This is a genomic window from Brevundimonas sp. 'scallop' (assembly GCF_011045535.1).
Classification (GTDB): Bacteria; Pseudomonadota; Alphaproteobacteria; order Caulobacterales; family Caulobacteraceae; genus Brevundimonas; species Brevundimonas vesicularis.
The window spans coordinates 2,561,628-2,573,995 of the sequence record NZ_CP039382.1 but is presented as its reverse complement, the minus strand read 5'-3'; the positions used below and the strand labels follow the sequence as shown (position 1 = coordinate 2,573,995).

At 64.8% G+C, this 12,368-nt stretch carries 8 protein-coding genes; 5 read left to right on the top strand and 3 right to left on the bottom strand.

Annotated elements, in window-relative coordinates:
• Positions 1–30: 30 nt before the first annotated feature.
• Entirely contained in the window at positions 31–1,659 is a 1,629-nt protein-coding gene (locus E4341_RS12795; RefSeq protein WP_165117749.1) for a family 43 glycosylhydrolase, read from the bottom strand.
• 367 nt (positions 1,660–2,026) lie between these two features.
• Complete coding sequence (locus E4341_RS12790) at positions 2,027–3,118, bottom strand: DUF2332 domain-containing protein (protein WP_240893562.1); 1,092 nt, start codon at positions 3,116–3,118, stop codon at positions 2,027–2,029.
• Between the two features lie 355 nt (positions 3,119–3,473).
• Between E4341_RS12790 and E4341_RS12785 the strand changes: the two genes are divergently transcribed.
• Both E4341_RS12785 and E4341_RS12780 read left to right on the top strand, forming a co-directional pair.
• A complete protein-coding gene (locus E4341_RS12785) occupies positions 3,474–5,354 on the top strand; it encodes a methyl-accepting chemotaxis protein (protein WP_240893561.1) in 1,881 nt (626 codons plus the stop codon).
• A gap of 216 nt (positions 5,355–5,570) precedes the next feature.
• On the top strand, positions 5,571–8,060 hold the full coding sequence (locus tag E4341_RS12780) for a TonB-dependent receptor domain-containing protein (RefSeq protein ID WP_165117743.1): 2,490 nt from the start codon (positions 5,571–5,573) through the stop codon (positions 8,058–8,060).
• 49 nt (positions 8,061–8,109) lie between these two features.
• Here the strand turns inward: E4341_RS12780 and E4341_RS12775 are convergent, their stop codons facing one another.
• Entirely contained in the window at positions 8,110–9,597 is a 1,488-nt protein-coding gene (locus tag E4341_RS12775) for an ATP-binding protein (RefSeq protein ID WP_165117741.1), read from the bottom strand.
• A gap of 313 nt (positions 9,598–9,910) precedes the next feature.
• On the opposite strand from E4341_RS12775, the gene E4341_RS12770 reads away from it, so the two are divergent.
• The 3 genes from E4341_RS12770 (at position 9,911) to E4341_RS12760 (ending at position 12,357) form a co-directional block, all read left to right on the top strand.
• Positions 9,911–10,369 carry a MarR family winged helix-turn-helix transcriptional regulator gene (locus E4341_RS12770; RefSeq protein ID WP_165117739.1) on the top strand — a complete coding sequence of 153 codons (459 nt, stop codon included), beginning with the start codon at positions 9,911–9,913 and terminating at the stop codon, positions 10,367–10,369.
• 159 nt (positions 10,370–10,528) lie between these two features.
• Positions 10,529–12,094: a globin-coupled sensor protein gene (locus tag E4341_RS15690; RefSeq protein WP_370458485.1), complete on the top strand. Its 1,566-nt coding sequence runs from the start codon at positions 10,529–10,531 to the stop codon at positions 12,092–12,094.
• A 2-nt stretch (positions 12,095–12,096) separates the two neighbouring features.
• Positions 12,097–12,357 (top strand): hypothetical protein, encoded by a 261-nt coding sequence (locus tag E4341_RS12760; protein WP_137722168.1) that lies wholly within the window; start codon positions 12,097–12,099, stop codon positions 12,355–12,357.
• Positions 12,358–12,368 lie beyond the last annotated feature (11 nt).

The window sequence follows — 12,368 nt, the reverse complement described above, 5'->3', positions numbered from 1 at the left end:
GTTTCGCCACACCAAAAATGTGCTCGTTTATTACAGCGCCTTGAACTTGAAATTCTTAAACCGCGCCTCGCCTTCGCCGGCGGCGTAGATGCCGGGGCGCAACATCATGAAGCCGCCGCGAACGTTCTGGTTATAGCCCGAGACCTCCATGCCGCGGTCGAACCGCTGCCAGGTCACGCCGTCGCCCGAGGTGTCGAAGTAGACGTTCTGATAGGCGTTGGTCAGGCGGATGAACATGCGTCGTCCATGCGGATTGGCCGGACGCCCGCGCTCGATGCCGTATTGGTGAGTGACATAGCGGGTCGCGTCGAAACCCAGGCCCGCATACAGGGCGCGGTCGTAGAACAGGATCAGGCCCGCCACCGCGCCCGGATCGATCTCGACCTCGCACTCGATCTGATAGGCCTGCTCGCCCTGAACGAAGGTCAGGGGCGAGCAGTCGACCGGCGCCTTGCCCTTGGTCTTCATGTGCAGCACGCCGTTCTCGCGGCGCAGGCGATCCTTCTCGTTCGGTTGCGGGTCGTAGAAGCTCCACTGGATGCCGAACTTGTCGGTCGAGAAGTCGTCCGACAGCGCCATGCCGTGCGGCACGGCCTCGCCGCCTCGGGGCTTGGCGATCGGCTGGGACAGGTCGCCGCCCTTGGCGCGGAACCAGCCGTCGTCGGTCCACTCGATGGGGTCCAGCAGGGTCTGGCGGCCCAGGCTCCAATAGGCGTTTTCATAGCCGTGATAGACCATCCACCAATCGCCGTCGGTGGGGGCCTCGACCAGGGTGGCGTGGCCGCGCGACCACCATTTCTCGGCGCCCGAGGCGGTGCGGACGATGGGGTTGTGCGGGCAGTCCTCCCACGGGCCGTTGATCGACTTCGACCGGGCGGCGATGACCATGTGGCCGGTCGGCGGCCCCGCCGTGCCGCCGATGGCGGTGATCATATAGAAATAGTCGCCGCGCCGTAGCAGCTTGGGCCCTTCTTGGGCGAAGCCTTCGACGATCCAGTCGTCAGGGTAGCGCCAGGCGTTATAGACGCCCTGCTCGACCGGGCCGTCGGTGGCCAGGCCGTCATCGGTCAGCTTCACCCGGTCGCCGCCGTTCAGAAACAGGTAGCGTTTGCCGTCCTCGCCGACGATGTGGCCAGGGTCGATATTGGCCGGGATCTTCAGGTCGATGGGTTCGCTCCACGGGCCTTCGATCTTGTCCGCCCAGATGACGTAGTTGGAGCGGTATTCCGGGAACCGCGCGGGGATGTAGCAGCAGAATTTACCCTCGTGCTTGATCAGTTCCGGCGCCCAGACCGAGCCGATGTTCTTCGTCAGGGCCGCGACGACCGGCTGCCAGTTCACCAGGTCGCGCGAGTGCCAGATGTGGATGCCGGGCACCGACTCGAACGACGAGAAGGTCATATAGTAGTCGGCGCCGTCCTTCAGGATCGACGGATCGGGGTGGTCGCCCGACATGATGGGATTGAGGAAGGTGCCGTTGCCCAGATCGGCCATCCGCTGGCCCTCGATGCCGCGACGCCATTTCATCGACGCCCATTCGCGACCCAAAGGCGCGGCCTCCTCGTTCGTCTGGGCGAAAGCGGCGCGCACGGGCAGTGCCGCTACGGCGACGCCGCTTAACAAGCCGGTCAGGGCGGCGCGGCGGTCGATGGGTTTCATGGGCGTTCCATTTGTCGTTGTCATTTGGACGGGCGAGCGGCGGCGATGATCGCCCGAAATGACACCGATGGACAGAGCGTGAAATCGGATTAGTTTTTGCGGTCTGCTAGCGGGGGAATGGACTTGAAGAAATGCGCTGTAGGATCATTCGCAACGGTCTGGGTTATCTCGCTTCCGAACGAACGCTATCTCGGGCCGCAGGACCTTCGGATACGGGCGATGAGCGTCTAGCCGGGCGCCACAGAAATCGCGACCTGACACTTCAGCCGTTCCGGCAAACAGGATTGCTTTGAACGCGCGGTTGGAGTCTTGGCCGGTGCGTTGCCTGATCTCCGATAGCGCCCCATCATGCGGGCAGAAGTCGCTTCTAGGCCGCCAAGGCCGACGCAGATGACGCCAGCCACTCCAGCTCGTCGCCGTAGGGATGGCAATGCGCCAGGACGCGGGTTTCGCCGGTGGGCCAGGCCGTCAAGCGCAGTTCGACGTGGCTGCGGTCGCGGGTCCATTCGAAGCTGATCCAGAGCAGCGGGTGGTCGGCGTCGGCGCGGCGGCCGGCGGTCGAGAGCAACGCTGTGATCTGGCGACGGTCGTCGTCGCTGAGATATTGCAGCACCATGGTGTGCATAACGACGCGGCAGCGCCCGGCTGGCTGCGGCTCGGCCAGCCGGTCGGCCAGCCAGGGCACGGCGTCGCCCTGATCGATGCGCGGCGGATGATCGGCGGCGATGAGCAGGGCGTTCTCGAGGCGTCGGGTGCGCGCCGGCTGGTCAGCCCAGGCGAAGGCCAGCAGCCGCTCGCGATGCGCCGGGTCTGCGGCGTTCAACGGGTTTAGATCGACGCCGCGCGCCGCCGCGATGGAGACCGGGCCGACCTTCGGCGATGCGCCCTGCCACAGGGGCTCGATCTGCACGTCCGAGAAGGGATCGCCAGCTGACGCTGAGCCAAGGGCATAGGCGTAGCGATCCAGATTCAGGTTCAGGCCGCAGCTGGACCCGAGCTCGAGCAACTCGAAGGGCATGGCGCGATCCAGAGGGGCGGCCATCAGCGCGCTCATCAGCGCGGCGGCGCGCGCCACCTCGTTCGTTTGCGGCGGATGGAGGATCCAGTCGGCGATGTATTGATCGTTCCGGGCCAGGGCGTCGACCACGGCCGCGTCGAAGTCGGTGTGTTCGCGACGATAAAGGCTGGTCAGGGCGTAGGACCGGCCCGCGCGCGCCAAGGCGTGCAAGGCGCCGTTCAAGCGCAGGGCCAGGGCTGCCGCAGCCTGATCTCCCGGCCAGTCATACAGCCGTGCGGCGGTGAGCGGCGCATTCGAAAGCTGCCGGCTTGCGGCTTCGAGAACGCCGGCGACGAAGGGTGACCCCATGGCGCGGCAGCGGTCGGCCTGGGCCGCGAGTTCCTGGGTGAAACGGTCGGCGACGGGGCAGATCATCCAGTCACCAATCGCATCGTCGCGCATTCCGAATAAAACGAACTGTTACTTGTGTGTCCCCGGCCTGAAGAAGTATTCGCCCGGGGGTTGCGACCCGGCGTTGCTTGAAGCGCGGACGGGAAGGGTGACTTACCTATGATCACCTCGCTTAACAGCGCATGAATCTCGCGAAATTCAGGTCCGGTCGATGTAAGCGCCTGGGCGTCGCCAGCTTAACTATCTTTTTATTCGTTCCGTCATAGGGGTGGATAGTCACCTGAAAAACAGGGTGTTTTGCGTAGCTCGAACCGAGACCGGGCTGTGCGCAGTGGCGTCAGCTGAGTAATCGGTTGCCTCTAGGTAAGTATAAGTGCGTAACGGGGGCGAGCTCATGATGTCGAAGATGCGAATTCCGAGAAAGCTGCGGCTTTCCTTCATCCTGATCTGCGTCTCGGCGGCGATCATGATGGCGGTCTTTTTCGCCACGATCATGATGATCCGCGCGTCCATCGAGAGCAACAATCTCAGCCGCACGATCGAGGCGCAGGCGATGTCGCTGGAAACCGCGATCCTGCGTCAGAACAGCCAGTTTCGAGGCTTTCTGGTCACCGGCGACGAGACCTATCTGAAATCCTACTACGAAGGGCGCGACGAGTTCGACAAGGTCGTCGTCGAGCTGAAGGGACAGCTGGGCGACGTGGAAAAACAGGCGCTGCTCGAAAAGTCGCGCCTGGCCACCCTGGCCTGGAGAGCCGACTGGGGTGATCGCATGATCGCCGAGGTTCGCGCCGGCAAGCGCGAGCAGGCGCAGCAAGAAGTCCGTGACGCGGGCAAGAAGGTTCTGGTCAGCGACGCCGTCCTGCCTCTGCGAGACCTGCGCGAGGCTGAAGCCGCCGTCACCGAGAAAAATCTGGAACGTCAGCAGGCTGCGATCGTCACCGCGATCATCGCCCTGATCGTCGGCGGCATCGCCCTGATCACGATCGCCATGGTCCTGTCGGCCATGCTCAGCCGCATGATCGCGCGTCCGATCACGGTCCTGACCGAAGCCATGGGCCAGTTGGCCAAGGGCGACAACGACATCGTCGTGGACGCCAGCCATGCCGACGAACTGGGCGACATGGCGCGCGCGGTCCTGGTGTTCCGCGACACGGCTCTGGCCAAGGCCGAGGCCGAACGGGCCAAGGCGGCCGCCGATCTGGCCAAGGACGCCGCCGAGCGCGAGAAGATCGTCGCCGACGCCGCGCAACGTCACGTCGTCGAGGAGCTCGACACAGCTCTGGAAGCCTTGGCCGCCGGTGATTTGACCCACACCATTCGCACGCCGTTCGCCCCGGAATATGAGCGCCTGCGCACGGCCTTCAACGTGGCGGTCCAGGGTCTGGAAGAAAGCCTGGCCAGCGTCGCCGGTTCGGCACAGAGCGTTCGCCTCGGCGCCACCCAAATCTGCTCGGCGTCCGAAACCCTGTCGTTGCGAACCGAACAGCAGGCGTCCAGCCTGCAGCAAACCACCACCGCCACCAACCACGTCACCGACATGGTCGGCGACACGGCGCGCAGCGCGGCCAACGCCCGCAACGCCATCACCCTGGCCAATGGCGACGCCGCGGACGGTCGCGTGATCGTTGAAGAAGCGATCGTCGCCATGGACGCCATCAAGGCCGGATCGCAGGAGATCGGCGAGATCATCAACATGATCGACGCCATCGCCCTACAGACCAATCTTCTGGCCCTGAACGCCGGCGTCGAGGCCGCGCGGGCGGGCGATGCGGGGCGTGGGTTCGCCGTGGTCGCGGGCGAGGTGCGCGAACTGGCCAAACGCACCGTCGACGCCGCCAAGGACATCAAGCAGCTGATCAGCCGCTCTTCGGACGAGGTGCGGCTGGGCGTCGACCGAGTCGGCGAAACGAGCGAGATGCTGGCGCGGGTCGTGTCCAAGATCGGCGACGCCAACACCCTGATCGTGGACATCGCGCAAGGGGCGCAGGTCCAGTCCGAGAACCTGAAGCAGGTCAACAGCGCCGTCGGTAGCATGGACCGCATGACCCAGCAGAACGCCGCCATGGCGGAAGAGGCGACGGCGGCGGCGCGCATCCTGGCGACCGAAGCCGATGAGCTGGCGACCCTGGTTTCCAGATTCCGGCTGAATACGACGACCTCGGCCGCGCCGGCGCCTCGCCGGGACACCGCGTCCGCCCCGAGGCCGGCGCCCAAGGTCATCCGCACGGTCGGTGCGCTCGCCCTGTCGAGCGAAGCGGCCGATGACGACTGGAACGAGTTTTAAGATATCAAGCCAGTTGAGTGTAGAAGAAATCGGCGCAGCAATCCGATCTTTGTAAGCGCCGTTATGTCAGTATTAATCCGTAGTCTGGCATTATAAATCATCAAACACATCCGTGTTTTATTGATAACAGCCATGCAAGAAACTGCATGGAAGAATTTCCGAACGAAAATCAGTTGTCCAGTCTCTGCACTGCAAGACAACGCCTTGGAGGCTTCCTTGAAATCCCTGTACCTCACGGCTGCGTTTGCGCCGCTTATCCTCGCCATGCCTGCTCATGCGCAGACGCAGCCTGCGCCGCAGCGCCAGACGGCCTGGGAGGCCAGCCGGACGCGGGCCAATGACGACGTGATCGTGACGGGCGTGGCCAAGGCGCGCGACAGGCTGGACAGCGCGACCTCGACCAGCTCGATCAACGATGTCGAGATCGCCAAGATCGGCGCCTATTCCGTCAACGACCTGTTCCGCACCATCCCCGGCATTCGCGCCGAGGCCAGCACGGGCGAGACCAACGGCAACTATACGATCCGCGGCCTGCCCATGGTCAGCACCGGCGCGAAGTACCTGCAATTCCAGGAAGACGGTCTGCCGGTCCTGGAGTTCGGCGACATCCTGGCGCTGACGTCCGACTATTTCATGCGCTACGACTTCAACGTCGGCCAGATCGAGTCCATCCGCGGCGGGTCGTCCTCGACCTTCGCCTCCAACGCGCCGGGCGGCGTGATCAACCTGATCTCGCAGACGGGTGAGGTCGAAGGCGGCTCGGTCCAGGTGTCTTCGGGCCTGGATTACGACACCTACCGCGGCGACTTCAGCTATGGCGGTCACCTGAGCGACACCGTGCGCTTCCACGTCGGCGGCTTCTATCGCGAGGGTGAAGGCCCGCGCGACGCCGGCTTCACGGGCAACAAGGGCGGCCAGATCAAGGCCAACATCACCAAGACCTTCGACGGCGGCTTCGTGCGTCTGTACGGCAAGATCCTGGATGACACCGTCGTCGCCTATGGTCCGACGCCTCTGCTGGTGTCCGGCACGAACGACGATCCCAACTACAGCGACGTTCCCAACTTCTCGATGACGCGCGACACCCTGACGTCGCGCAACACCACGGTGTTCCCGCTGCTGGACGGCGACAACAACCTGAAGCGCGTCAATCTGCAGGACGGCAATCAGGTTCAGGTGCGCGCGTTGGGCTTCCAGACCCGCTTCAACCTGCACGGCTGGACGATTTCCGAGCACATGCGCTACGCGCAGCAATCTGGTGATCAGTCGTTCAACTACCCGCTGGCCGTGGTGCCGGCGGCCCAGGCGCCGCTGGCGTTCGGTCGTCGTCCCGGAACCCTGGCCTACGCCACAGGTCCGCGCGCCGGTCAGGCGATCACCAGCCCGATGACCCTGAACGGCAACGGCCTGCTGGCCTATTCGACCCTGGTCCACACCGACATCGACAGCCTGGACAACTTCACCAACGACCTGCGCGCCAACCGCGTCTGGAAGATCGGCGGCGGCGACCTGACGACCACGGTGGGCGTCTATTCGGCCCAGCAGGATCTGAAGTTCGATCGCCAGTATATTCCGTTCCTTCAGGATGTCGTGGGTGGCGGAAACTCGGCCCTGGTCGATATCTTCAATACGAACGGCACGCCCCGCACCCAGGACGGCGTGGTCAACTTCTTCGGTCCCTCGGGCGCCGGGTCCAACTCGCGCACCGATGTGACCTACAAGGTGCTGGCGCCCTACGCCTCGCTGAACTACCGGCTGGGCAAGCTGGCGCTGGGCGGATCGATCCGCTTCGACAGCGGCGACGTCAACGGCCGCACGGTGGCCAACGGCCTGACCGACGTCCGCACCATCGACGTGGACAACGACGGCGTCATCTCGGAAGCCGAGCGCACCTTCGCCTTCGCGCCTGCCGCCAGCGCGACGCCGGTCGACTACGACTACGACTATGTCTCGTATTCGCTCAGCGCTAACTACCGCGTCTCGGACAGCTTCTCGACCTTCGCCCGTTACAGCGAGGGCGCGCGCGCCGCGACGGACAAGATCCTGCGTTCGCCGGCCATCAGCAATGTCGATGGCGACCTGCTGCAGGCTGACGCGGCCTATGATCCGGTGAACCAGGCCGAGATCGGCATGAAGTATCGCGCCAACGGCCTGTTCGCCAACGTCACCGGCTTCTGGGCCGAGGTCAGCGAAACCAACCAGCAGATCCGCGCGGATGCCGGCGGCGTCACGCGTCTGGTGCTGGTCCAGCGCAGCTACGAAGCCAAGGGCGCCGAATTCGAGGCCGGCGTGCGTCACGGTCCGTTCAGCCTGACCGGCAGCGCCACCGTCACCAGCGCCGAGATCACCAAGGCCGAGGACGCGGCCCTGGTCGGCAACTCGCCGCGCCGTCAGGCCGACCTGATCTTCCAGGTCATGCCGCAGTACGAGACGGACCTGTTCACGGTCGGCGCCAGCGTCGTCGGCACGACCGAGAGCTATACGCAGGACGTCAACCAGCTGAAGATGCCGGGCTACGCGACCGTCAACGCCTTCGTCCAGGTGCGCCCCATCGACCGCGTCGTGCTGTCGGTGACCGCCAACAACCTGTTCGACGAAACAGCGCTGACGGAAGTGTCGGCCGACAGCCTGCCCGCCAGCGGCGTGGTCCTGGCACAGGCCCTGCCGGGCCGCACCGTCACCGCGGCCGTGCGCTTCTACTTCTGACGCAAGGCAGGCTTCCGGGCGTGAGCACGGAAGCCTGTTCTGTCAGGGGCTATATCCAATGACAGCGGGCGGCGTTGTTGAGGAGGCGGGCGGATTCGAAGATCAGGTGATCGGCGGACAGGGGCTTGGGGATGACAACGTCGGCGCCGGCGCGCGAGGCCAGATCGCGATGGTTGGACGAGGCGTTTGCCGTCAGCATGGCGATCGGCAGCCTGTTGACCTCGCGCTGCTGTTCGCCTCTGCGGATGCTGCGGATGGTCTCGACCCCGTCCATGACCGGCATCTGCATGTCCATCATGATCAGGTCGTAGGCGTGCGCTGACCACAGGTCGACGGCTTCCTGGCCGTTTTCGGCGACATCGATCTGACAGCCGAAGCCGCTGAGGAGCGCCTGAACGACCTGCTGGTTGACGAGATTGTCCTCCGCCAAGAGGATCCGCGCGCCGTAGAGTCGATCCAGCGCCTCCACATGGCTCTCGCTTTCGCGGGTGATCTCGCCGCTGGGATCCATCGGCAAGTCGAGAACGAAGAGCGTTCCCCGACCGGGCTTTGAACGCACCCTGAGGCGGCCGCTCATCAGCTCCGCCAGACGACGACTGATGGAGAGGCCAAGCCCCGTGCCGCCGAACCGCCGCGAGATGGAATCGTCGGCCTGGCTGAACGGCGAGAACAGCAGTTTGGCCCTCGATCGATCAAAGCCCATGCCGGTATCTGCGACGCGGATGCGAAGACGCCCGGACGGCGTCGAGTAGCGCGCATCGACCAGCACCTGGCCGACCGCAGTGAACTTGATGGCGTTGGAGACCAGGTTCAGCACGATCTGACGCAGGCGGGCCCCGTCGCCCATGAGAAGGGCTGGAAGACCGTCGAACCGGGAGATCAGCTCAAGTCCCTTTTCGCTGGCCAGCGGCCGCATCAGATCGACCGCGCCGGAGATGGTGTCGGACGGCGCAAAGGGTTCGTTGACCAGATTCATCTCGCCGGCCTGGATTTTGGACAGGTCCAGCACATCGTCCAGGATGCGCCTCAACGTCTCGCCGGACTTGATTATCAGATCGACTTTCTGACGCGCATCGTCGGGCAGGTCGGCGCCTGACAGGGACTGCGCCAGGCCCAGGACGCCGTTCAACGGCGTTCGAACCTCATGGCTCATGGTCGCGAGGAAGGTGTCGCGCAGCGCGGCGGCGCGTTCGGCGACGAGGCGCGCTTCCGAAAGGGCCTCCAGAGCCAGCACATGTTCGGTCACCTCGAAACGGATGGCCGTGTAGGACGCCGGACCTTCGGGACCGCTGAGCGCCGGCACGATAGTCGTATCGACCCAATAGAGGCTGCCGTCCTTGCGACGGTTCCGCAATGTGCCGGTCCACACCTTCCCGCGGCGGATCGTGCGATACAGATCTTGGAAGAAGGCCTTGGAATGCAAGCCGGAGTTCACGATCCGGTGGGTCGAGCCGATCAACTCCTCTCGGCTATAACCGCTGACTGCGACAAACTTCTCGTTGCAGTCGGTGATGACCCCGTGTCGATCGGTCGTCACCAGGATAGCGGCGACTTCGAGCGCTCTTCGAAGTTCAGCATCAAGCGCGCCTCCCGTGCTTATCCCCAGCGATCGGGCCGCCGTGACAGGGTGGGCGGGATGTCTTTTGACCGACGCCATCGGCTCTTTCCGGTTGTTGCCTCACCCACTCTGTTCCCAAAGGCTTGCGTGGCAATCTAGGATTGCGCCGGTATGAAATCGTTTCCTTCAGGATACACTGTTAAGAGTTCGATAGCCCTAAGGGTTGACCTTCGTCTATCTTGCAGGTTGCGGCCAATCCTGTCACACCGGACCTATGGGTGTTCGGGGGACGATGGACGAGTTCACCGTGCGGGCGTTCGATGATCCCGCGATGGCGCTCTATGCGCTCGACACCGCCTTGCTTGAGCTTGATCGCCAGCTTGATCGCGTCCTGCGCGCCGACGGTCAGAGCAATGCCGCCGTCCGCGCCTTGAGCCTGATCGCCGGCGAGGGCCGTCGCGGCGTCAAACAATGCGCTCTCGGATCGACGCTTCAGGCGCCGCCGGCCTCGCTATCGCGACTGGTTGATCATCTGGTTCGTGCCGATCTGGTCAAGCGTTCGCCCCATCCGAACGACCGGCGGGTCACCATGCTGGAAATCACCGAGGCAGGCCGCGCCGTTCTGGACGATCGGCGGTCGCAATACGGTCGTCTGGCCGGCCTTTTGACCAGCGAGGGTCTGAAGACCGCCGCCCAGCTGATCCCGCTGCTGCAGACCATGGCGAAGGACGTCGGTCATACCGCGACCTGACGTCAGACCGGCGCAAACAATGCTTCCGCTGTGAAACAGTCTACAGGCTGAAGGGACTTCAACCGGCCTTTAGATCGAACCTCGTCCAACTGACCGCCATGCAAGGGGGCCGTCATGTCGGACGCAATGAATCTGGATCAAAGACTTCGGTTCTTGAAGATGGACAAGGCCGCAAGGTCTCGGCTTGCCGACGCCAGACCCGTCATCGAGGCTGCGCTTCAGCCCAGCCTTGAAGCCTTTTACGCCCAGGTTCGCGCGACGCCTGACGTGGCCCGCTTCTTCGGCGCGGAAAGCCAGATCGCGGGGGCCAAGGACGCCCAGGCGCGACATTGGGGCCTGATTGCCTCGGGCGCCTTCGATCCGGCCTATGTCGAGGGCGTGCGCCGCATCGGCCAGACCCACGCCCGGATCGGCCTGGAGCCGCGTTGGTATATCGGCGGCTACGCCCTGGTCCTGGAAGGGCTGATCGAGGCGATCGTCACATCCCACGCCAAGACGCGGTCGCTGTTTTCGAAGCGCGACGACGGCAAGGCTCTGTCCGCGACGCTGGCCAGCGTCGTGAAGGCCGCCATGCTCGACATGGATTTCGTCATTTCGCTGTATCTGGAAGCCGCCGAGACCCAGCGCCTGGAGGCGGACCAGAAGCGCGCAGAGGCCGAGGCCGAACAGACGCGGGTGGTGGAGGATACGGCGGCGGCTCTGGCGGCTCTGGCGCAGGGCGACCTGCGAACCCGCATCGCGTCCGACTTCACCGGCGGCTATGCGCGCCTGAAGACCGACTTTAACACCGCCATGCAGCGTCTGGACGACGCCATGGCCGAGATCGCCGGCAATACGGGCGCCATGCAGCTGGGCGCCGCCGAAATCAGCGAAGCGGCCGACGACCTGTCGCGGCGCACCGAGCATCAGGCGGCGACGCTGGAGGAAACGGCGGCCGCGCTGGACGAGATCACCGCCACGGTGAAGCGGGCGGCCGAAGGCGCCAGTCGCGCCGCCGCGGTCGTCGAAACCTCGCGTCAATCCGCCGAGCAGTCGCGCGAGGTGGTCAGCCGCGCCGTCGAGGCCATGACCGCGATCGAACAGTCGTCGTCGCAGATCAACCAGATCATCGGCGTCATCGACGAGATCGCTTTCCAGACCAACCTTCTGGCCTTGAACGCGGGCGTCGAAGCCGCGCGCGCAGGCGACGCCGGGCGAGGGTTCGCCGTGGTGGCCTCCGAGGTTCGGGCCCTGGCGCAGCGGTCCGCCGAGGCGGCCAAGGAGATCAAGTCGCTGATCACCACCTCGTCCGTCCAGGTGAAGTCCGGCGTCACCCTGGTCGCCGAAACGGGCGAGGCCCTGTCGTCCATCGTCGAGCGCGTCGCCGAAATCGACGAGCTGATGAACGAGATTACGGCGTCGACGCGGGAGCAGTCGACAGCGCTGGAAGAGGTCAACACCGCCGTCAACCAGATGGACCAGGTGACCCAGCAGAACGCCGCCATGGTCGAACAGTCGACGGCGGCCAGCCACAGCCTGACCTCTGAAAGCCGTCAGCTGTCGGATTTGGTCCAGCGCTTCAGCCTGACGCGCGAAACCGCGCTGAGCAGCCGAGCCCTCGCCGCGCCAGCGCCACGCAAGCCAAACGCGACCCGCCCCACGCGTCCGGCCGCCCTGCGATCCTCCGGCTCAGCCGCGCTGGCCGTCGTGGAGGAGGCGGACACGGCCGGCTGGGAGGAGTTCTGACAATGAGCCAAGGAAGCGCAAGCTACCGGATGACCCTCGCCTGCGGGCGGCTTTTGATGCTCGACGAGATCAACGCGCTGACGTCGCGCTGGAACGAAGCCCTGGCCGCCAGCCAGACCGACGAACAGACCTTCCAGACCATATCCAACGCCTGGCGCGACATGGGCGCCTTCATCAGCCGCGCCGTCTTTCAGAACGCCGCCGACGTTCGCCGACTATCGCTCGAACACCGCTGCCAAAGCGCCGGAAACGACAATGGCTAGCGGACGGGGCT